The following is a 21,977-nucleotide window of genomic DNA, read 5'->3' on the forward strand; positions in this document are numbered from 1 at the left end:
GCCCGCTCGCCCATGTCGTCCCGTTCACTCGCCCAGCACCGTCGTCCTCCAGGACGAACCAGGTGGGCCGCCGGGTTCCGCCACTCCGCGCGCGGAGTACGGCGAGCGGCCGCGGCGCCTGAGTACCCGTACTCAGACGCCGTGCGTGCGGGGGCTCTGCCGCCCTCGCGCCGGCCTTCCGAGGATGGGACCGCCCCCCACGCCAACGCGCCACACCGAAAGAGGGAGCCATGGGCCGTCACCTGCAGCTGCGTGCCGCCACCCCGGAGGACCTGGACTGGATCCACGAGCTCCGGCACCGGGTGTACGCCGAGGAGTTGGGCCAGCACGCCCCCACCGCGGCCGGACGGCTGAGCGACGGGCTCGACGGGGACAACGTCTATCTGGTCGCGGCGCGCGGCACGGACCGGGTCGGCTTCGTGAGCCTGACCCCGCCCTGGGCCGGCCGGTACGGACTCGACAAGTACCTGACCCACGACGAACTGCCGCTCCTCGCCGAGCCCGACGTGTTCGAGGTCCGCATCCTCACCGTCGAACCCCGCTGGCGGTCCACCGCCGCCGCGCCGCTGCTGATGTACGCGGCACTGCGCTGGATCGCTTCCCGCGGCGGCCGCCGCGTGGTGGCCATGGGCCGCACCGACCTCCTCGCCATGTACCTCGCCGCGGGACTGCACCCGGCGGGCCGGACCGTACGCAGCGGCGCGGTGACCTTCGAGGTCCTCACGGGTGACGTGCGCGAGGTGACCCGGACGGCCCTCGACCGGCACCGCACGCTCCTCGGCCGGCTGCGGGCGGCCGTCGACTGGCGCCTCGACGTGCCGTTCGCACCCCGCGCCGACGGATGCGAGCACGGCGGCGCCTCGTTCACCGCCGTCGGCACGGACTTCCGCAGCCTGCACCGGCGCCGGCAGATCGTCGCCGCCGACGTGCTGGACGCCTGGTTCGACCCGGCCCCCGGAGTGCGCGCCGCGCTCGCCGACGACCCGGGCTGGATGGCCAGGACCTCCCCGCCGACCGACGCCGACGGCCTCGTCGCGGAGATCGCCGCCGCCAGGGGACTGCCCGCCGGGACGCTCACGGTCGGCGCCGGCTCCTCCGACCTGATCTTCCGGGCGTTCGGGCAGTGGCTCACGGCGCGCAGCCGGGTCCTGCTCATGGACCCGGGATACGGCGAGTACGCCCACGTCACCGAGCAGGTCGTCGGCTGCCGCGTGGACCGGTTCCGGCTGCGCCGCGAGGAGGACTGGCGGATCGACCCCGACCGGCTCTCCGCGGCCGTCGCACGGCACCACTACGACCTCGTCGTCGTGGTCAACCCCAACAACCCGACGGGCCGTCACGCCCCGGCCGCCGTCCTGCGCGAGGTGATCGCCACGGCCCCGGCCGCGACCCGCTGGTGGATCGACGAGGCCTACCTCGGCTACGTCGACCCGGCCGAATCCCTCGCCGAACTCGCCACGACCGATGCGCGCGTGACCGTCTGCACCTCGCTCTCCAAGATGTACGCGCTGTCCGGCGCACGGGCCGCCTACCTCGTCGCCACCGCCGACACCACGGACCTCCTGCGCCGCTGGACGCCGCCCTGGCCGGTCGGACTGCCCGCCCAACTGGCCGCCGTGGCCGCCCTGCGCGACCCCGCGTACTACACCGACCGCTGGCGGCGGACCCACGCCCTGCGCGGCCGGCTCGCCACCGACCTCGCCGAGCTGGGCGAAGGCGTGCTGGTCGAGGAAGGCGTGGCGAACTTCCTGAACCTGACCCTGCCGGCCGGCGGGCCGAGCGCCGCGCACCTGGTCGCCGAGTGCCGCAGGCACGGCGTGTACCTGCGCGACCTGTCCCCGCTGTCGCCCGAGTACCAGGGGCGGACCGTACGGATCGCCGTCCGGGACACCGCTGAGAACGCCCGCATCGTGACCGCCTGCCAGGCCGCCCTCGACGTGCTGCTTCCGCTCCTGCCGCGCCGGACCGCGCCCGTGCCCGCATCCCTGGCCGCCGGAACCGCCCGATGACCACGGTCGCCGGCCTCGCGCCCTACCTCGGCGGGGCACTCGCGGCGGGCGGCGTCGCGGTGGCGGCGTCCCGGCGCCGGGAGCTGATGGTCCGCTGGTGTGCGTGGGCCGTCGGCGTGCCCCTGGTCAGCGCCGCGTTCTGGTGGGGCCGGCCGGGCGCCGCCGCGATCGCCGCCGTGGCCGGGGTGATCGCCGTCCTCGAGTTCGGCGGACTCATGCGGCTCGGCCGGGCCGACCGGCTCGTCCTCGCCGCCGCCGTCACCGCGGTGATCGCCGCTGCCTGGCTCGCGCCGGACCAGGTCCTGCGGGTCGTCGCGGTCGGCGCGCTCGCGGTGGCCGCCGTCCCGCTGCTGGCCGGCGACGCCGACGGGGGACTGCACCGGCTCGGCGCCGGACTGCTCGGACTCGCCTGGCTGAGCGTCCTGGCCGCGCTCGTACCGCTCGGGGCGAGCGCGCTCGCACTGTTCGTGGCGGTCTCCGTCGCCGACATCACCGCGTACTTCGCCGGGCCCCGGCTCGGCGGCCCGCACCTCTCGCCGCTGTCCCCGGCCAAACGCTGGAGCGGCACCCTGGCCGGTGCCGTCACCGGCATCGGCGTGCTCGCCGCCCTCTCCGCGCTGAGCTGGCCCACCGCCCTCGCCGTGGCGGTCGGCGGCCCGGCAGGCGACCTCCTCGAATCCATGGTCAAACGGGGTGCGCGGGTCAAGGACGCCGCGTCCTGGCTGCCCGGCTCCGGCGGCCTGCTCGACCGGATCGACTCGCTGCTCGTCGCCCTGGCGGTGGTCCTCGTCCTGAGCTGAGGCGACGGCTCCGGTCGTGCACAACCGGTGCGGCAGGTCACCGTGTGGTCGCGGTTGTCGCGTGACCCAGGCCGGGTCCGTACCCTGCGGTCAGGAGGTGCGGCATGCGCGAAGCGGACCCGGGACTCTTCGGCCCCGACTCGGTGACCTGGCAGATGCACGCCGACCCGATGATGTGGGTCGCGGGCGTCCGCGCCCTGTACTTCCAGGCGCTGCACCCGCGCGCCGTCCGCGGCGTCATCCAGAACTCCGACTTCCGGCGCGACGCGTGGGGCCGCCTCATGCGTACGGCGAGCTTCGTCGGCACGACCACGTACGGGACGACGGAGGCCGCGGAGAAGGCCGGAGCCAGGGTCCGCACCATCCACCGGCACCTCACGGCCACCGACCCCGACACCGGCGAGCGCTACGGCGTCGACGAACCGGACCTTCTGCTGTGGGTGCACTGCGCCGAGATCGACTCGTACCTGCACGTCGCCCGCCGCTCCGGCTTCCGCCTCACCGCGGCCCAGGCCGACCGGTACGTCGCCGAACACCGCACCAGCGCCCGGCTCGTCGGCCTCGAACCAGCCGAAGTGCCGGGCAGCCAGGCCGAGTTGGCCGCCTACTTCGAGGAGGTGCGGCCCGAACTCGCCGCCGGCCCCGAAGCGCGCGAGGTCGACGACTTCCTGCAACGGCCGCCCACCCCCGCCCTGCTCGTCCCGGCGCGCGCGGCACTGTGGCGGCGCGTCGCGAACCTGGCGTACGCCTCTCTGCCCTCGTACGCCCACGACCTGTACGGACGACCCGCGCCCGCCCCGGAAGTGGTCACCCGCCGCCTGCGCGCCACGGGCACCGCACTGCGGTGCGTCCCCGCCCGTGTCCGCTGGCAACTCCCGCCGAAACACATCCTGCGCGCCATGGCGCGACTCGGCCCCGACACCCGCCCCGCACCGTACAAAGTCGGCAGATGGGTAGCCATACTGGACTAGGTCCTGTCCGGGGAGGGCGCAGCGGCTAGGCGACGGGGGCGACAGCGGGACATGCCAGAGTTGGGGGACACCGGGAACATCAGGCTGATCCACGGGCGGTACCGACTGCTCGACCAGATCGGCCGCGGTGGCATGGGCGAGGTGTGGCGGGCCCGCGACGAGTCGCTCGGGCGACAGGTCGCAGTCAAGTGCCTCAAGCCGCTGGGGCCGCAGCGCGACCAGTCCTTCACCCGGGTCCTGCGTGAGCGCTTCCGCAGAGAGGCCCGCGTCGCCGCCGCGTTACAGCACCGCGGGATCACCGTCGTGCACGACTTCGGCGAGTACGAGGGCATCCTGTACCTGGTGATGGAGCTCCTGGAGGGCAAGAACCTCAGCCAGCTCCTGGAGGAGAACCGGCACCACCCGCTGCCGGTCGACGACATCGTCGACATGGCCGAGCAGGTCGCCGCCGCCCTCGCCTACACCCACGAACAGGGCATCGTGCACCGGGACCTGAAGCCCGCGAACATCGTGATGCTCGGCGACGGCACCGCGAAGATATGCGACTTCGGCATCGCCCGGCTCGGCCACGACATCGGCTTCACCGCCCGCCTCACCGGCACCGGCATCGCCATGGGCACCCCGCACTACATGTCGCCCGAGCAGATCGGCGGCACCCACGTCGACCAGCGCAGCGACCTGTACTCGCTTGGCTGCGTCCTCTACGAAGTCGCCACCGGGGCACCGCCGTTCGACCTGGCGGACGCGTGGGCCGTGCTCGTCGGGCACCGCGACACCGCACCGCGGGCCCCGCGCGACCACCGCCCCGACCTGCCGGCCTACGTCGACCGGATCATCCTCGACCTGCTGGCCAAGGACCCCGAGCAACGGCCGCGCGACGCCCGCGAGCTGGGCCGCCGGATCGCCGCGGGACGGTCCGGGCGCGGTGCCTACGTGCCCACGGTGCGGGCCCCGCAGGTCGAACCGCGCACCAGTACCCAGGTGGTGCGGGAGCAGCCCGCCTCCCGCGAGCCGCGGCTGCCGTCCTGGACGCGCGGCATGACCACGGGCCACAAGGCGACCGGCGGATCCGGGCTGCGCGCCACCCCGCCGGACGGCGCCTCGGGCCTCGCCGGCGAGTGGATCCCGCGCCCCGCGGGACGCACCCCGGCGACACCTCCCGACGCCGTCGAACGGCCCACGCCCGCACCGGAGTTGCTCGCCACCCTGGTCTCCCGGCACAACGCGGGCCTCAGCCTGGGCCGGCTCGGCCGCTGGACCGAGGCGGGCGAGGTGCACCGGGCCGTCGCCGCCGAACGCGAGCACGCGCTCGGCCCCGACCACCCCGACACCCTCGCCAGCCGCTACGAGGTCGCCTTCTGTCTGAGCCGCACCGGGCGCGCCGCCGACGCGCTGCGCGAGTACCGGCGGGTCGTGACCGGCCGGGAGCGGGTGCTGGGCGCCGAGCATCCCGAGACGCTCGGGGCGCGCCAGGAAGTGGCGTACGTCCTCGGTAAACTGGGCCGCCACTTCGACGCGCACCAGGCGTACACGTCGGTCCTCGCCGCCCGTGAGCGCGCCATGGGGCCCGACCACCCGGACACCCTGCGCTGCCGCCACAACCTCGCCTTCAACCTGAGCCGCCTCGGCCGCCTGGAGGACTCCTTCCGGATGGCGAGCGAGGTCGCCGACGCCCGGGCCCGCGTCCTCGGTCCCGATCACCCCGACACCTTGGTGACCCGCTGCGAAGTCGGTTACACACTGGGCCAGTTGGGGCGCTGGGGCGAGGCGCTGCGCAGCTACCGGGAGGTGGCGGAGGCCCGTGCCCACGCGCTGGGCGCCGACCACCCGGACACCCTGGCCGCCCGCTACGAGGTCGGCATCAGCCTCGGCCGCCTCGGCCGCAGCGCCGAGGCGCTCACCCTCTACCGCGACCTGATCGACGACCGCACCCGGGTCAGCGGGCCCAACGACCCGGAGACGCTGCGCGCCCGGCACGGACTCGGCGTCAACCTCGGCCGCATGGCCCGCTGGGAGGAGGCACTCGCCGAGGCCCGCGACGTCTGCGCGATCCGCGAGCGGGTACTCGGCCCCGACCATCCCGACACGCTGATCAGCCACCGCGAGGTCGCCGTCGGGCTCGGCTGGCTCGGCCGCTGGCAGGACGCGCTGACCGAGTACCGCACGGTGGCCGTCGCCCGGGAGCGGGTGCTCGGTGAGGCCCATCCGGACACGCTGGCCAGCCGCAACGACGAGGCGCACTGTCTGGAACAGCTGGGCCGTGGGACGGAGGCGGTCCAGTTGTACCGTCGTGTCGCGGCTCTGCGGCAGCGTGGCTGAGCTCGTGGGGGCCGGGTAACCGAGGGGCGCGGGGAACCGCGCGATCAGCCACAGCGGAGCCGCACTCGCCTACGATCAAGCAACCAGCCACGGCGCACGGGCGGCGACGCCCGATCGAGGAGGCCGAAACGTGCAGTCCCGCGACGTAGTAGTCATCGGCGGCGGCCACAACGGACTGGTGGCCGCCGCCTACCTCGCCCGTGCGGGCCACACCGTCACCGTGCTCGAAAGACTGGGCAGCACCGGCGGAGCCGCCGTCTCGACCCGCCCGTTCACGGGCGTGGACGCCCGCCTCAGCCGCTACTCGTACCTGGTCAGCCTGCTGCCCCACAAGATCGTCCGGGACCTGGGGCTCGACTTCGCGGTGCGGCAGCGCACCGTGTCCTCGTACACCCCGACCCTGCGCGACGGCCGGCCCACCGGACTGCTCGTCGGCGGCGGGGAGGACGCCACCCGCGACTCCTTCGCCCGGCTGACCGGCTCGGACCGCGAGTACGCGGCGTGGACCCGCTTCTACGAGACGACCCGGCAGGTCGCCGAGCGGGTCTTCCCGACGCTCACCGAGCCGCTGCCCACCCGCGACGCCCTGCGCGAGAGGGTCGGCGACGACGCGGCGTGGCGGCTGCTGTTCGAGCAGCCCATCGGCGTCGGCATCGAGGAGACCTTCAGCGACGACCTGGTGCGCGGCGTCGTCCTGACCGACGCGCTCATCGGCACGTTCGCCGACGCCCACGACCCGACGCTCGCCCAGAACCGCTGCTTCCTCTACCACGTGATCGGCAACGGCACCGGCGACTGGGACGTACCCGTCGGCGGCATGGGCGCCCTGACCGACGCGCTCGCCGCGGCGGCCCGCGCGGCGCGCGCCGACCTGCGCACCGGATGCGAGGCGACCCGGATCGAGACGGACGGCCGGGCCGCCGAGGTGACCTACCGGACGGACGGCGGCGAGCACACGGTCGCCGCCCGGCACGTCCTGGTCAACGCCTCGCCGCAGGAACTGGCCCGGCTGCTCGACGAGGTGCCGCCGTCGCCCGCCGAGGGCGCCCAGCTCAAGGTCAACATGCTGCTGAAGCGGCTGCCGCGCCTCCGGGACACCACCGTCGACCCGCGCCAGGCATTCGCCGGAACCTTCCACGTCGCCGAGGGATACGGCCAGTTGGCGACCGCCTACGCCGAGGCCGCCTCCGGCGCCCTGCCCAGCGCCCCGCCCTCCGAGATCTACTGCCACTCCCTGACCGACCCGACGATCCTCGCCCCCGACCTCGTCGAGCGCGGCTACCAGACCCTCACCCTCTTCGGTCTCCACACCCCGGCCCGGCTGTTCACCGCCGACAACGACACCGCGCGGGCCGGCCTCCTCAAGGCGACCCTCGCCCAGCTGGACGCACAGCTCGCCGAGCCGATCGAGGACTGCCTCGCCGAGGACGCCGACGGCCGCCCCTGCATCGAGGCGAAGACCCCGCTCGACCTGGAGCGCGATCTGCGGCTGCCCGGCGGGAACATCTTCCACCGGGAGCTCGCCTTCCCGTACGGGCAGCAGGACACGGGCCGTTGGGGTGTGGAGACGGCGCATCCGAACGTGCTGCTGTGCGGCGCGGGCGCGGTACGCGGCGGCGGGGTCAGCGGCATTCCCGGGCACAACGCCGCGATGGCGGTGCTCGGCCGCTGACCCCGCGCCCTGGCCTACGTTCCGAACACGCCCCGCAGCGCGGCGATCTTCCGCGGCAGGTCGTACTCGGCGCCGCCCTCGTGCCCGTTGTACGGGAACACCTCGATGGCGGCGGGCCCGGCGTAGCGGTGGTACGCGGCGAAGACGGTGGAGGACGGACAGATCTTGTCCATCAGGCCGACCGAGAACCAGGCGGGACTCGTCGCCCGCGCCGCGAAGTTGACCCCGTCGAAGTAGGAGAGGGTCTCCATCGCCGCCTCGATGCCGAACCGGTGCCCCGACAGGAAGCGGGCGATCTCCGCGTACGGGCCGCTGTCCGTGATCTGCGAGGCCCGCCGGTAGTGGCACAGGAACGGCACGTCGGCGACCGTCGCCGCCACGTCGTCGCGCAGCCCGGACACGGCGAGCGCCAGACCGCCGCCCTGGCTGCCGCCGAGGACCGCGACGCGGGTGGCGTCGACGTCCTCGTGCTCCCGGACCGCGTCGACGGCCCGGACCGCGTCGGTGATCAGCCGCCGGTAGTAGTGCCGGTGCGGGTCCTCGATGCCGCGGGTCAGGAAGCCGGGCGACGACGAGCCGTGGCCCTCGGGTGCGACGTCGGGGGTGTCGGCGGTGTTCTTGCCGCCACCGCCCTGGCCACGGTTGTCCATGATCAGATGGGCGTGGCCGAGGGCGCTCCAGGTCAGCCAGGAGTACGGGATGCCCCGGCCGCCGTTGTAGCCGATGTACTGGACGACCGCGGGCAGTGGCCCGGTCCGTCCGCGCGGCAGCAGCAGCCACGCCTTCACGGGCTGGCCGCCCCACCCGTTGAACGTCACGTCGAACACGTCCACGGTCGCCAGGCCCGCCTCGTACGGCACGAAGCGGGCGTCCACCGGATGACGGGCGGTGTCGTCGAGCGTCTTGCGCCAGAACGCGTCGAAGTCCGCGGGCTCCTCCGGCGCGGGACGGTACTCCCGCAGCCGGTCGAGCGGCATGTCGAACAGCAAGGTCAACTCCTCGAGAGGGTCAGGGAGACGGTCGCGCCGTGCAGGCCGGCGGTGTCGACGGTGATCCGGGTGCCGGACCGGCCGCGGGCGACGGCGACGCCCCGGTCGGCCCGCCGCACCCGGTAGCCGCGCAGGTCGAGATCGAGGACCACCCGGTCCCGCAGCTGGGTCGGATCGCTCACCGCCACCTCGACCTGACCGTCGCGCGGCCGCACGAGGACGGCGGCCGGGCCGTCGGAGGTGAGCTCACCCGCCTGCCCGGCCGCCCAGAAGTTCGCGGCGAGCAGCCCGTCGGCCGCGCGCCGCACCGCGTGCACGGCCGTCGACGCGGCCACCGTGCTCACCGGCGGCGCGAGCGCCACCTGCGCGGTCCGCTCGGCCGAGGCGCCCGGCAGCTGCAGCCAGCAGTAGCCCGCGTCCGAGGGCGCCGTGCCGTGGTCCTGCCACAGCGTGAGGTAGGGGCGCGTGACCGGGGTGTCCGTGCCGTACTTGATGTTGATGTCCCGCCAGGTCGCGGTGCGCTGCTCGCGCAGGGCCCGCAGCGCCGTCGGGTTCGGGAAGACGTAGCCGCCGGTCCCCGCGAGGTGCACGCCGCGCACGTTCTCGTACCCGGCGGTCCAGTCCGCGCCGGACGGTGCGAGGACCCCGTCCACGGTCAACTCGGCCGCGGCGTCGCGGAGTTTGCGGTTCTCGACGATCGTCTCGACCGGTCCGGCGCCGGCCGTGATCCCCGAGCCGACGTGCACGATCACGTCGTCCAGGCAGAACCAGCTCTTGAGCACCCTGAGATCGCTCCCGAACGCCCGCAGGTCCTGCCCGTACGCGCCGAGCGTCGTGCCGGGCAGCGCCGCCCCGCCCGCCCAGTCGGCGGTGCTCGTGGTGCGCTGGCCCGCGGCGTCGGCGGGGCGCTGCGCGACGACCGTGGTACCGGCAAGCCGCAGCGGGTCCACGGTCGGCCAGTAGTCCTCGCTGTAGTGGCCGAGGTCGTCGTCGTACAGCAGGACCATGCCGTCGGACAGGTGCCAGCCGTGCAGGTTCTCGTTCTGGATGGACTCGTAGTTGTAGATGCGCGTGGAGCAGGCGGAGATGCCGAGCGTGAAGCCGGGACGGTGGTGCATCGCCTTGTCCATGCGCGGGAACTGGCGGTGCGTCACCAGTGTGCCGCGCGGCTTCGTGGCGGAGGCGAGCAGACGCTGCGCGGCCACGAGCGAGGCCAGGTCGGTGACGTCGAGGAAGTCGCGGTACGTGTCCTCGGTGATCCACTGCTTGACCAGCGCCGCGAACCGGTCGGCGTCCGCGCCGGTCAGCCCCGGCAGCAGCCGCAGCACCGCCTCGATCACGGTCTGCGCCGCGACGTGGCCCTGCTTGCTGGAGCGGGCGATCTCCCGGCCGCACACTCCGTGCTGCACGTCGCCGCGGGCGATGAGCGGCTCGAAGCCGTCCGTCACCCAGTGCCGCACGTTCGCGACGTCCGGGTCGGTGAGTTCCCAGGAGGTGCCGTCGAGCAGGTTCAGGAGCCGCGACAGATTGCCCAGCAGCTCCTTCCCGTAGCCGCCGTTGTAGGGGTGCTTGTAGTGCTGGAGGAAGGAACCGTCGGAGTAGAAGCCCTCGCCGGTGCCCGCACCGGCGTCCTGGAACGCGAGCACGCTGTTCGCACCGCCGCCGTCCACGTCGGACAGGGCGTCCCGTACCCGCGCCAGGTCGCTGCCGTCGCCGCGCAGGACCGCGTTGACCGCGACGACCGTGCAGATCCAGACGCGGTTGGCGCCGGTGGCGATCTGCCGGTCCGCCCGCCACAGGTTCGGGTCGGGCGTGTAGTGGCGCACGGCGTCGTTGACCCGGGTCAGCCGGTCGGCGCCGAGCGCGTCGTGCAGCAGCACGGCCGTGTCGTTCAGGGCCAGGGCGCAGCCGATCTCCCAGTCCCAGTCGTTGTCGAAGCGGACGTGGCCGGGGCCGTAGCGGTTCTCCAGCATCCAGTCGACGCCCCGGCCGAGCAGCTCGGCGAGGGCCGGATCGCCGTACCGCGTCGTGCCGGGCACGGCCCACGCGGTGGCGGCGGTGGCGAGCCGCTTGAACGACGTGGTGACGTGGTTCGAGATCGCGGTGCTGGTCAGATCCGGCCACAGGCCGTCGGTGCGGGACGGGTCGAGTCCCTTCAGGGCACTCGTCGCCGCCCGGTCGATCCGGGCGATCGCGGCGGCGATCCGCGGCTCGGCCGTGTCGAGCCCCGGTCCGCCGGTGAGCAGGGTGTGCCAGCGGGTGCGCAGCAGCGTCGTGTCGTCGGCGCCGGCGGCGTGCGCCGCGCTCAGCAGCGGCGTGGGCAGGGCGAGCGCGGCGAGGGTGGCGCCGGTGCCGGCCAGCACGGTGCGGCGGGTGGTGGTCATGACGCGGCCCCGGCCGAGCAGAGGGCCGTCGGGTCGTAGTCGGCGCCGTAGGTGCCCACGGAGTTCCCGCCGGTGTTGCCGCTCATCGTGTTGCTGCACACCTGCCCCTGCGGCGTGCGCATGACCTTGATGCCGCCGCCCGCGTTGTCGGTGATCGTGTTGCCGTAGACCTCGGTGTCGATGCCGTCGGTGGCCGTGTCGCCGCCGAGCCGGACGCCCGCGCCCGTGTTGTCGTGCAGGGTGTTGTACCGGAAGATGTTGCCGCTGCCGCGCGCGTCGAGACCACCGGAGCTGGCGTCACGCTGCTGCGAACAGTCGTTGTACTCCACGTAGTTGTGGGTGGAGTTCTCCTTCACGTCGACGCACTCGTTGCCGCGCGTGGCGATCGTGTTGTGGTGGATGCGGTTGTTCTTGCTGACGTCGGGGGCCGCGTCCGGTGCGCCGTTCGCGCCCTGCTGCTCGGGGGCCGTGCCGAGGTAGATGCCCTCGCCGTTCTTGCCGCCCCCGCCGAACTTGAAGTCGGCGACGCCGCAGTCGCTGATCGTGTTGCCCGACACGTCGGCGCCGGTGATCAGATAGCGCAGCCGCAGGCACTCGTCGGCCGCGTTCTTGAGCGTCATGTCCGTGATGCTCAGGGCGTTCACGCCGTTGCCCGGGGTGGTGCTCATGACGTAGACGAGCTTGAGACGGTAGCCGGCCACGTCGCTCGACGAGCCGAACAGGCCGTCCACGGTGAACCCGTCGAGCACGGTGCCGTCGTGCTGCACCTGCACGATGCGGGCGTTGCCCGCGCCCTTGACCACGGCGGTCGACGGACCGGTGAGGGTGACGTTCTCGCGGCGCGTCACGACGTCCTGCCGGTAGGTGCCCGACGCCAGGTGGACGACGGCGCCCTCCGGCGCCACGTCCAGCGCGTGCTGGATGGTGGCGAACGGCGCGCCCGACGACGTGCCGGCGTTGCCGTCGCTGCCGCTCGGCGCGACGTAGTACGCGGACGCGGCCGACGCCGGTGCGGCGGGCAGGGCCAGGGCGGCGCAGGCGCCGAGGGCCAGCGCGTACAGGGCGCGCGCGGACGGTCTCGGCAGTCTCGGCGGCTTCGGCAGGTGCGACATCAGGTGGTCCTCTCTGGTTGCGGTGCGGCGAGGTGCAGGGCGAGCAGGACGGGCACGCTCGGACCGAACAGCAGCGGGCCGAGCGGGATGGGCAGGGTCAGGACGACCGCGGAGACCGCGGCGCCGAGCAGGGCGGTGCCGCGGGCGGGCGAGGCGAAGGCCAGGGCGAGCGCCCGCCGGTGCCACTCGGCGGGCGGTTCGTCGGGGGCGAGGCCCGCGTGCGCCGCGAAGGCGGTGCAGTGGACGAACAGAGCGGCCCCGAGACCCGCCTGCGCGGCCAGCAGCACGAACGCGTACGGGCTCGAACGGCCGGTCAGGAACAGCGAGTTGGCGGCGAGCACGGACACGGCCGCCGCCGTCAGCGCACTGTGCCGCCACAGGACGCGCCAGTAGCGGGGGAACGCGCCGAACACCCCGGTGAAGGACCAGTTGTCCCCGTCGGAGCGCCAGCGCTGAAGGGTGTGCGCGAGGGCGGCCAGCGCCGGCAGCCAGGTGACCACCCCGAGCGCGATGACGACGAACGCGGCGCCCGCGGCGGCCGGTTGGGCGATCCAGTCGAGCACCCGCAGCAGTCGGCCCCGACCGCTGCCGCGCCCGGCGACGGACCAGGACAGCGTCATCGCTCCACCACCGCTCCGGTGTACGGCTCGGCCCACTCCCGGACCGGCCGCCCGGACAGGGCCAGCCGCCGGGCCGCCACCACGTACGGGGCGCGGCCCGGCGCGAGCAGCACCGCCGCCGCGTCCGCCGTCACCTCGGCGGTACGGATCGCGTGGTCGGCGGGGGAGAGCAGCACCGTCTCCGTGCCGTCCGGGGTGTCGAGGACGACGCCGTGCGGCACGGCGCGGGCCGTCGCCGCCCCGGCCCCGGGTTCGATCGTCGTCAGGAAGCCCGCGCGTTCCCGGGCGGGGGTCGTCACCGACAGCGTGTGCAAGGTGTGCGTGATGCTCAACTCCGGTGTGCTGGAAGTGGGGTTGGCGGCCACGTGGGTCTCCTCCGAGGTGACGTCGGCGTCGTCGGGGGCGAGGCGGCGCAGCCACGCGCGGGCGTCGCCCGAGCGGATCAGCCGGTCCCGGCCGTCCGCCGGTCCGACGGTGGTCGGCGCGTCCGTCTGCAACAGGAACGTCCAGGAGCGCGGCGCCCCGGCCTCGGCGTCGTCGGACAGCACGAGCCGCCCCGACGGGGTGCAGACCAGGGTGCGGTCCAGGCGTCGCACGTCGAGCTCGGCCGGGTACATCGCGCCGATCTCCGCGGTGCCGTGCGCCCAGCCGCCGTCCGCCAGCACGTCCCGCATCCGGGCCTGCTGCTCGAACGGCAGCCCCTCGTACACGTGGTAGCGGTCCTCGCCCGCGAAGCCCCGGCCGTCGACCAGGAGCAGGTTGTGGTGTGCGGCCCGCTTGCGGTTGCTGTAGCCCTCGTCCACGGCGAGGAAGGCGCCCTGGGAGGTGAGGACGAAGGAGCCGGAGTCCGGGTGGTGGTGCCCCTGGTTGAGGGTCTCCCGGCCGAGCTCCGACCGGTGCTTCGCCGACGTCTCCCAGGCCTGGTGCCCGCCGCCCGGCGACGCCTTGAACGACACGAACGTCGCCGCCGCGTCCCAGCCGGTACGGGCCGTCAGCAGCCCCAGGTCGGGGAAGTACGCGTGCGTGCGCCCGGGTGCCACCGGCGGCACCGACGGGTCGTGCCACAGGTACTCCAGATACGCCTCCGCCCGGATCCCCGGCCGCACCCCGCTCAACGCGGCCTCGCCGTCGAAGAGTTCACGGTCCACGAGGTCGGCGAGCCACTGCGCCTCGCCGATCCCGAACCGCGCGGCGAGCCGCCGGTACAGGGCGACGCTGTGGCCACTGCGCCGGTCGTGGCAGTCGCCGTGGCCGGCCTGCTCGGCGAAACCCGGCGCCGACTGGTGCAGCCGGAAGCCGAAGGTGTGTTCCATGAAGCCGCCCCGGCCCCACCAGTCGAGGCCCTCGCGCTCCTGGAGCAGATCCAGGTGGATCGCCAGCCACGGCACCCCGTACCGCCAGTAGACGACGCCCTCCGCGTGCGAGCCGTCGGCGGGCAGCGCGTCCAGCACCCGCCCGAGGTTGTCCCTGGCGCGCTCCGTCCACTCCTCCCGGCCCAGCGCGTATCCGGCCGTGGCCAGACCCGCGTAACAGATCCAGTTGTGGTTCTGCCAGTACGAGGACGACCACCAGCGGCCCTCGGTGGCCACCGCGAACTCGTACAACCGGCGCCCCTGGACCAGGAGTTTGTAGCGCAGCAGGTCCGCGAGGTCGGGGGAGAGGGCGTCGCCCAGCCAGTGGTGGGCGAGGCCGAGGCCGTGCAGCAGCCAGCCCGCGTCCAGGTCGTGGTCGGGCATGTGCGCGCGGCCCCAGTGCGGGAAGCGGACCGCCGCCGCGATCCACCGCTCGGCCTCCGCCAGGTGCGCCGGATCCCCGGTGACGCGGTACGCGAGCGCCGGGTTCGCGGCGGCCGGACCCAGCCAGGTGATGCTGGCCATCGGGTGCCGGGCCGGCGGCACCAGCGCCCGGTGCCGCACCGCCTCGTCGAGCAGCCGGCGCTCCTGGTAGGGGCGGGGACCGGCGGGCGGCGTCGCGGACAGCAGCACGTCAGACCCCCGTCCCGTGCACGGCCCGGGAGCCGTCCGCCAGGTCCACCACGACCTCGTCCCCGGCCAGCCGCACGCCCGTCACCGCCGGGCCCTCGGCCGCGCTCTGGTACACCGAGACGAGCACGAACCGGTCAGCCGTCGCCGTGAAGTCGACCCAGCTGCGCGTCAGTTGGGGGTCGTCGGCCGGACCGGGCCCGGGACGGGTCACCGGCCGCACGGGGACCGACGCCGCGTGCCAGCCGTGCAGCACCTCGTCGTCGCCGTACCAGGTCGTGCGGACCGCTCCGTCCGGCTGCACCTGGACGTCGAGGGCGACGCCCGGACGCAGCTGGCCGGTCACCTGCCGCTCGTCACCGGCCACCACCGTCAGCACGTCCACGAGGTGGCAGGCGCCCGCCTCGACCCGGCGCACCGCCCGCACCCCCTGGTACGCGTCCGTCACCTCGGCCGTCACCGACGTCGCGTCCCGCGCCAGGAGCCGGCCCGCGCACTCCGCCTGCTCGGCACCGTCCACCCGGAACGCCGGATGCGCGGCCGTCGAGGCGTAGTGGTCACGGAACTCGGCGTGCGCGTACGGCACTTCACCCGGATCCGGCTGCCAGCACGCGCCCGCCCCGTACAGCGACAGAGCGAGCTTGTCGCGGTGGCCGTGCGAACCGCCGTGCGGCCCGAACGCGAGGACGGCCTGCACCCCCGCGGCCCGTACGACCGCGTATCCCGCCTCGTCGAACACGGTGACCGGCGCGGGCGCCGGGCGCTCCGGCAGGGCCGGGCCGGCGAACCAGCCCGTCCCCGCCACGAGCAGATCCAGCCCGTCGTCCGCCGCACCCGCCTCGGCGCGCGCCCGCCGGGCGACCGCGTCGAGCCGCGGCGACGGCGTGAACTCCTGTGCCAGCGCGCACAGTTCGAGCCATTCGAGAGCGAGTGGGGCGCGCAGGTAGGGGCCATCGTTGAGGGCGGGCAGTACCCCGCCGTCCGTGGCGATCGCCGCGAGGACGTCCACCATGCCGGCCAGGCGCTGGGCCACGTCGGACGGCACGTCGGCGGGGGCGACGCCGCGCAGCGCGAGCAGCGCGGCCCGCAGCACGAACCCGTGGTAGTACGTGCTGCCCTCCCACTCCCAGCCGTCGCCGCCGACGCACGCCCGCAGCTGTGCGTACAGCCCGTGCGGGCCGTCGAGCCACTGCTTGGCGCCGTCCCACTCCGTCCCGCGCACCAGGGCCGCGGCCCGGCCCGTCGCGATGCCCGCCGCCGTCAGCCACGTCGTGTAGTTCGACGCCAGATCGCCCCGGTCGACCAGGACGTGCCGGGACTCCAGCGCGGCCCGCTCCAGCTCGTCGAGCAGCGGCAGCAGCCCTTCGGTGCCGGGCGCGCCGCGCAGCGCGAGCGTCCACACCGCGTGCCCGACGTTCACCGCCCAGATCGCATCGGTCAGCGCCTGGTGGAAGAGGCGGCCGCGCAGCATCCAGGACTGCGCGCCCTCGTGCCCCTCGGCGGCCAACTCCCGGTACACGTCCGCGTATTCGAGAAGCAGCCGAACCGCCTCTGTGTCCGTGCCGTCCGTGCCGTCCGTGCCGTCTTCGCCGCGCAGCGCCAGGACCCGGATGTGGCGCGCCCACGCCTGATGGGAGAGGACCGTCCACGCGCCCCGCACCTCGGGGGTGTCCACCCGGCAGCCGCGGGCGCACAGCGCCCCGCCCTCGGGGAACACCCCGGACAGCACGTCACCGTGATCCAGTTCGAGACCGTGCGCGGGACACACGAACGCGTGCCACCAGCCGCCCCGCTCCCGCGGGATCATCCGGTTCACCGGGGCCATACGCCACCGTCGATGTCCAGCGTCGTACCGGTGAGGAAACCGGCGGCGGGCGAGGCGAGGTGGACGACGGACGCCGCCACGTCCTCGGGCGTGCCGGGCCGGCCGACGGGGATGCCCGCGGCCATCGCCGCCTGCGCCTCGGGCGCCGTGAACGTGTCGTGGAACGCGGTGCCCTTGATGAAGCCCGGCGCGACCGCGTTCACCGTCACGCCCGACGCCGCGACCTCCTTGGCGAGCGCCTTGGTGAAGCCGCGGATGCCGGCCTTCGCGGCGGCGTACGCCACCGAGCCGGGGCCGCCGCCGTTGTGCGCGGCCAGCGACGACATGGTGACGATGCGCCCGGCGGACGACTCGGCCAGGTGCGGCAGCGCGGCCCGGCAGGTGCGGAACGTGGAGGTCAGGTTCGCGTCGACGACCTGGTCGAAGTGGGCGTCGCTCATCTCCGCGACGGTCGCCCGGCCGATCAGATGGCCCGCGTTGCACACGAGGACGTCGAGCCCGCCGAGGAATCCGGTGGCCTCCGCGACGAGCCGGTCCACCTCCGCCGTGACGGTGACATCGGCCTGGAACGCCTTGGCGCGCCGGCCCAGCTGCTCGATCGCGGCGACCGTGAGCCCGGCCTCGTCGGCCGAGCTGCGGTAGTGCACGGCGACGTCGCAGCCCGCCTCGGCGAGCGCGACGGCGATGGCCCGGCCGATGCCGTGACCCGCGCCGGTCACGAGCGCACGGGAACCCTGGAGATCACTGGACATGCGGAGGAAGACCTTTCACGAAGCGAACGAGGAGAGAGTGGAGAGCAGGGGGAGAAGGGGGTGTCACTTGAGGCCGGTGTGCGCGAACCCCTGGACGAAGTAGCGCTGTCCGACGAGGAAGAGCAGCACCATGGGCAGCGTCGCGAGCGTCGTGCCGGCCATGAGGAAGTGCCACTGGGTGCCGTTCTCGGTCTTGAAGACCGACAGGCCGACCTGGATGACGCGCAGACTGTCGGTGCGGGTCACGAGCAGCGGCCACAGGAAGTTGTTCCACGACGACTCGAAGGTCAGCAGCGCCACCGTGGTCAGGGCGGGCTTGACCTGCGGCGTCATGATCCGGGCGTAGATCCGGAACTCGCCGAGCCCGTCGAGCCGCGCCGCCTCCTCCAGCTCCACCGGCAGGTCCAGGTAGAACTGGCGGAACAGGAACACCGCGAACGGGGTGATCGCGCCGGGCACGATCAGCGCCCACCACGTGTCGAGCCAGCCGCTGCCGCCCTGCCCGAACAGGTCGTTGCCGCCCGCCAGCGGCATGAACCGCACGATCAGGAACTCCGGCAGGACCTTCGTGTACGTCGGGATCATCAGCGCCGCGACGAAGCAGTAGAACAGGAACTCACTGCCGCGGAACCTGATCCGGGCCAGCGCGTAGCCGGCCATCGACGCGAAGACCACGTTCAGGACGGTGTGGCTCGCCGCGATGACGAAGCTGTTGCGGGCGTACGTCGCGAACGGGGCGGCCCGCAGGGCGTCGGCGTAGTTCCCGAAGGCCCAGTGCGTGGGCAGCAGGCTCGTGTCGGCGGAGGCGATCTCCGCCGGTGTCTTCAGGGACGTCACGATCATCCACAGGAACGGCACCACCATCAGCAGCGCGACCAGGGACAGCGTGACGTACAGGGCGATGCGGCCGGGGGCCGGTGGCCGCCGGGTGTCAGTCGTGGCCACGGGTGCCTCCCATGATGCGCCGGTTGACCAGGGTGAACCCCATGAGGAGCACGAACAGCACCAGCGACTGGGCGCAGGCGTAGCCCACGCGGAACTCGCGGAACGCCGACTTGTAGATCTCGTACGTCATCATCGTCGTGGAGCCCGCCGGGCCGCCGTCGGTGAGGATGTAGATCTGGTCGAAGGACTGGAACGCGCTGATCAGCGAGGTGATCAGGACGAAGAACGTGGCGGGCTTGAGCAGCGGCAGCGTGATCGAGAAGAACTGCCGCACCGGCGACGCCCCGTCGACCGACGCGGCCTCGTACAGGTCCTTGGGCAGGTTCTGCAGCGCGGCCAGATAGATCAGCATCTTCATGCCGATGCCCTGCCAGATGCCGACGAGGATCACCGAGGGCATCGCCCACGACGTCGACGCGAGCCAGGCGGGGCCCTCGATGCCGAACAGGCCGAGGAGCGTGTTGAACAGGCCGTTGCGCGGGTTGTAGATCCACAGCCACACCAGCGCGATGGCCACCGTCGCCGTCACCTGCGGCAGGAAGATCGCGGTGCGGAACACCCCGCGGGCCCGCAGCCCCCGGTCGAGCGCGAGGGCGAGCAGCAGTCCGAGGAGCATCCCGAACGGCACGGTGAAGAAGGTGTAGATGACGGTGTTGACGATCGACTTGCGGAACATCGCGTCGTCGAGCATGTCGCGGAAGTTGGCGAGGCCCACGAACCGCGGCGCGGTCAGCACGTCGTACGACGTGAACGCCAGATACACGGCGGCGATGATCGGCAGGCCGATCCAGAGCGCCGCGTGCAGCAGGGCGGGCGTCACCATCAGCAGACCGGCCCGGCGGCGGCGGGCGCCAGGGCCCTTGCCGCGCGGGGGAGTCGAGGGACGGGGTGGCTCAGCGGGCGCGGCCGGCGGCCGCGTCTTCAGTACGGAGACGGCTCCCACGGTCAGCGCCCCTCACAGCCGGGAGATGGCCGCGTCGGCCAGCTCGCCCAGCTCGGCGATGGCGGCGGCCGCCGACTTGCCGCTCACGACGGCGGGTTCGAGTGTCGGCTTGATCTTCTCGCGGATCTCCATCCAGGCCGGGGTGCCGCCCTCGGCGCAGGCGTCCTTGAGGTTGCGCACCGAGAAGTCGACGAGCTTGTTGCTCTTCACGTACGACGAGGAGCGCAGCGAGGTGATGCCGGGCACGGTCTCGCGCTGCGCGGCGGCGGCGAGGACGTTGTCGGGCGCGGCCAGGTGGGCGACCAGCGCCTGGGCGGCCGCGGCATGCTGAGTGCGCGCCGACTGGCACACCAGGGTGCCGCCGGTGAGCATCGCGGGCTTGCGGCCGCGCAGCACGAACGCGCCGATGAGGTCCTTCTCGATGAGGTCCGGGCTCTGCTCCTGCAGCTGCTTCCACAGGCCGCTGCCGGTCATCATCATCGACGCCTTGCCGAGCTGGAGGTTGGTGGTGGCGCCGGCGTCCCCGTCGGTCTTCTTCGTGTAGTCGGCGGAGCCGTCCTTCTGCAGGTCCTTGAAGAACTGCAGCGACTCCACGCCCCGCGCGCCGGTGAACGCGGTCTTGGTGCCGTCCGCGTTGAACAGCGTGGCGCCGTTGGCGTAGAGGAACGTCTCCCAACACTGCCGCAGATCGATGGAGAACGGGTCGATGCCCATCCGGTCGCCCTTGGTCAACTCCTTGGCCATCGCACGCAGTTCGTGCAGGGAGGCCGGGGGCTTCTTGATGCCGGCCGCAGCGAAGTGGTCCTTGCGGTAGGCGACCAGGCGGGTCGCCATGACGGTCGGCAGCGCGTACAACTTGCCCTGGTAGCGGGAGGGTTCGAGGACGCGTTCTTCGTAGTCGTACTTGGCCGCGAGGGACTCGGGCAGCTCGGCGAGGACCTTCTTCGCGGCGAACGGCGGGATCCAGCCGACGCCCATCATCAGCACGTCGGGCAGCAGCCCGCCGGCGAGGGCGGTGGTGATCTTCTCGTTGAGCTGGGTGTAGTTGGTGTAGTCGACGTTCACCTTCACGTCGGGGTGCTTCTTGCGGAACTCCTTGAGGATCTTGCCCTCCAGGAGCTGCTTGCCGTCCGCACCCTCGTAGATGGGGGTGAGCAGCGTGATCTCCCCCTCGGCCGGTCCGTCGGCCTTGCCGCCTGCGTCGGTTCCGGCGCCGCAGCCGGTGAGCGCCGCAGCCGTGCCGGCGCCGAGCGCGGCCAGGAGCGATCGTCTCGTGAGTTCCATGGGACACCCCTTAAGAGGCGAGGGAAGCGAGATGTGACTGATGCCAGTGGTGCACCGATCACTGCACCGATGCAGTGATCGGCACAGTCAGGCCCGATGAAGTCGGCCAGGCAGAAGGCAAGATGGGGAACCCGTGACGGGTCGGGCCTTCGGTAAATCGATGCACTGATGCTAGGAACGGCCTCAACGAGGCGTCAACAGCCAAGGCACAGTTATTTTTCCGGGAGTTTACGGGGATCAAGAAGCGCTCGGGCGGTGTTGCTCGTTCAGTAAATCGGTACACTGCTGCGTACAGTGACGTGACGAGCCGGAGGTGGCACCGCGTTGAACGGGGTAACGATCCATCAAGTCGCGCAGGCGGCAGGGGTGTCGGCGAGCACGGTCTCGAACGTTCTCAACGGACGCACGGACCGCATGCAGCCCGCGACCCTCGCCCGCGTGGAACAGGTCATAGAGACGCTCGGGTACCGGCCCAACCGTGCGGCCCGCATGCTGCGCACCGGCCGGATCCAGGTCATCGGCCTGATCGTCCCGTCCGTGGCGAACCCCTTCTGGGGCGCTCTGGCACGGGAGTTGGAGGCAGTCGCGCTGGCCGAGGGCTATCACGTGCTGCTGTGCAACAGCGAGCGCGATCCGGCCCGCGAGCTCAAGTACGGCGAGGAGCTCCTCGCGGACGGGGTCAGCGGCGTCGTCCTGTGCTCCTCGCTGCCGACCCTCGACCACGTGGCGCCGCTGCTCAAGCGGGGCCTGAAGATGGTCGCGTTCGACCGGGCGGCCCAGTCCGGCGACCCGGCGTCGCTCGCCAGCATCAGCGTCGACAACGCCATGGGCGCCGAGCTCGCCACCCGTCATCTGCTCGAACTCGGCCACCGCAAGCTGGCGTTCGTCTCCGGCTCGGTCAGCAGCGTCAACCGGCGCGAGCGGATGCGGGGCTTCCGTGCGGCCCTGGAGGACGGCGGCGTCGACCCGGCCTCGGCGGTGGTCTGGCCGGGCGCCGCCACCAGTGAGTTCGGCGACAAGGAGTCCGCCGAGCTGGGCCGGGCCGCGGCCCGCGAACTGCTCACGGCACCCGAGCCGCCCACCGGGTTCGTCGCCATCAACGACATGTGCGCGATCGGCGTGTGCCGGGGAGCGAAGGACGCCGGGGTCAGCGCGGGCCGGGAGGTCTCCGTGGTCGGCTTCGACGACATACTGCTCGCCGAGCTCTTCGAGCCGCCGCTCACCACGGTCCGCCAGCCGCTGCCCGAGATGGCCGCCGAGACCTTCCAGCAGCTGCGCTCCCGCATCGAGACGTCGTCGGGCGCGGGCCGCTCGCTGCTGATCCGCCCCCGGCTGGTGGTCCGTGAGTCGACGGCGCCCGCCCGCTGACC

The 21,977-nt window shown here is 73.1% G+C and carries 16 protein-coding genes; 6 read left to right on the forward strand and 10 right to left on the reverse strand.

All coding sequences use genetic code 11. The features are described 5' to 3' along the window. The first annotated feature begins 230 nt into the window (after positions 1-230). The 5 genes from M4J07_RS07925 to M4J07_RS07945 all read left to right on the forward strand — a co-directional run bounded on the left by M4J07_RS07925 (position 231) and on the right by M4J07_RS07945 (position 7,771). Positions 231-2,009, forward strand: a complete 1,779-nt coding sequence (locus M4J07_RS07925; protein WP_255968851.1) for a histidinol-phosphate aminotransferase family protein — start codon at positions 231-233, stop codon at positions 2,007-2,009. Further along, the gene (locus M4J07_RS07930; RefSeq protein ID WP_255968854.1) at positions 2,006-2,809 is read left to right on the forward strand and encodes a phosphatidate cytidylyltransferase; all 804 of its coding nucleotides are present in this window, start codon (positions 2,006-2,008) and stop codon (positions 2,807-2,809) included. The genes M4J07_RS07925 and M4J07_RS07930 overlap by 4 nt, the downstream gene beginning before the upstream one ends. A gap of 104 nt (positions 2,810-2,913) precedes the next feature. Continuing rightward, positions 2,914-3,780 carry an oxygenase MpaB family protein gene (locus M4J07_RS07935; protein ID WP_255968856.1) on the forward strand — a complete coding sequence of 289 codons (867 nt, stop codon included), beginning with the start codon at positions 2,914-2,916 and terminating at the stop codon, positions 3,778-3,780. Between the two features lie 51 nt (positions 3,781-3,831). Next, a complete protein-coding gene (locus M4J07_RS07940) occupies positions 3,832-6,099 on the forward strand; it encodes a serine/threonine-protein kinase (RefSeq protein ID WP_255968858.1) in 2,268 nt (755 codons plus the stop codon). A 130-nt stretch (positions 6,100-6,229) separates the two neighbouring features. Beyond that, complete coding sequence (locus tag M4J07_RS07945; protein ID WP_255968859.1) at positions 6,230-7,771, forward strand: phytoene desaturase family protein; 1,542 nt, start codon at positions 6,230-6,232, stop codon at positions 7,769-7,771. Between the two features lie 14 nt (positions 7,772-7,785). Here M4J07_RS07945 and M4J07_RS07950 read toward each other — a convergent pair whose 3' ends face one another. The 10 genes from M4J07_RS07950 to M4J07_RS07995 all read right to left on the reverse strand — a co-directional run bounded on the left by M4J07_RS07950 (position 7,786) and on the right by M4J07_RS07995 (position 20,607). After that, positions 7,786-8,760, reverse strand: coding sequence for an acetylxylan esterase (locus M4J07_RS07950; RefSeq protein ID WP_305127428.1), 975 nt, complete (start codon positions 8,758-8,760; stop codon positions 7,786-7,788). Between the two features lie 2 nt (positions 8,761-8,762). Continuing rightward, the gene (locus M4J07_RS07955) at positions 8,763-11,144 is read right to left on the reverse strand and encodes a polysaccharide lyase 8 family protein (RefSeq protein WP_255968861.1); all 2,382 of its coding nucleotides are present in this window, start codon (positions 11,142-11,144) and stop codon (positions 8,763-8,765) included. Continuing rightward, entirely contained in the window at positions 11,141-12,256 is a 1,116-nt protein-coding gene (locus tag M4J07_RS07960; RefSeq protein WP_255968863.1) for a DUF1565 domain-containing protein, read from the reverse strand. Before M4J07_RS07960 ends, M4J07_RS07955 begins: the two co-directional genes overlap by 4 nt. After that, complete coding sequence (locus tag M4J07_RS07965; protein WP_255968865.1) at positions 12,256-12,876, reverse strand: hypothetical protein; 621 nt, start codon at positions 12,874-12,876, stop codon at positions 12,256-12,258. The genes M4J07_RS07960 and M4J07_RS07965 overlap by 1 nt, the downstream gene beginning before the upstream one ends. Beyond that, the gene (locus M4J07_RS07970; protein WP_255968867.1) at positions 12,873-14,861 is read right to left on the reverse strand and encodes a hypothetical protein; all 1,989 of its coding nucleotides are present in this window, start codon (positions 14,859-14,861) and stop codon (positions 12,873-12,875) included. Before M4J07_RS07970 ends, M4J07_RS07965 begins: the two co-directional genes overlap by 4 nt. 1 nt (position 14,862) lies before the next feature. Further along, positions 14,863-16,683, reverse strand: a complete 1,821-nt coding sequence (locus M4J07_RS07975; RefSeq protein WP_255968869.1) for a heparinase II/III domain-containing protein — start codon at positions 16,681-16,683, stop codon at positions 14,863-14,865. Further along, on the reverse strand, positions 16,671-17,435 hold the full coding sequence (locus tag M4J07_RS07980) for an SDR family NAD(P)-dependent oxidoreductase (protein ID WP_255968871.1): 765 nt from the start codon (positions 17,433-17,435) through the stop codon (positions 16,671-16,673). The genes M4J07_RS07975 and M4J07_RS07980 overlap by 13 nt, the downstream gene beginning before the upstream one ends. Positions 17,436-17,498: 63 nt before the next feature. Beyond that, complete coding sequence (locus tag M4J07_RS07985; protein WP_255968873.1) at positions 17,499-18,380, reverse strand: carbohydrate ABC transporter permease; 882 nt, start codon at positions 18,378-18,380, stop codon at positions 17,499-17,501. Further along, entirely contained in the window at positions 18,367-19,203 is an 837-nt protein-coding gene (locus M4J07_RS07990; protein ID WP_255968877.1) for a carbohydrate ABC transporter permease, read from the reverse strand. Before M4J07_RS07990 ends, M4J07_RS07985 begins: the two co-directional genes overlap by 14 nt. Positions 19,204-19,335: 132 nt before the next feature. Continuing rightward, entirely contained in the window at positions 19,336-20,607 is a 1,272-nt protein-coding gene (locus M4J07_RS07995) for an ABC transporter substrate-binding protein (protein WP_255968879.1), read from the reverse strand. A 324-nt stretch (positions 20,608-20,931) separates the two neighbouring features. Here M4J07_RS07995 and M4J07_RS08000 point away from each other — a divergent pair, with 324 nt between their 5' ends. Continuing rightward, positions 20,932-21,975 carry a LacI family DNA-binding transcriptional regulator gene (locus M4J07_RS08000; protein WP_255968881.1) on the forward strand — a complete coding sequence of 348 codons (1,044 nt, stop codon included), beginning with the start codon at positions 20,932-20,934 and terminating at the stop codon, positions 21,973-21,975. Positions 21,976-21,977 lie beyond the last annotated feature (2 nt).

The organism is Streptomyces longispororuber (assembly GCF_024448165.1).
Taxonomy (GTDB): Bacteria; Actinomycetota; Actinomycetes; order Streptomycetales; family Streptomycetaceae; genus Streptomyces; species Streptomyces longispororuber_A.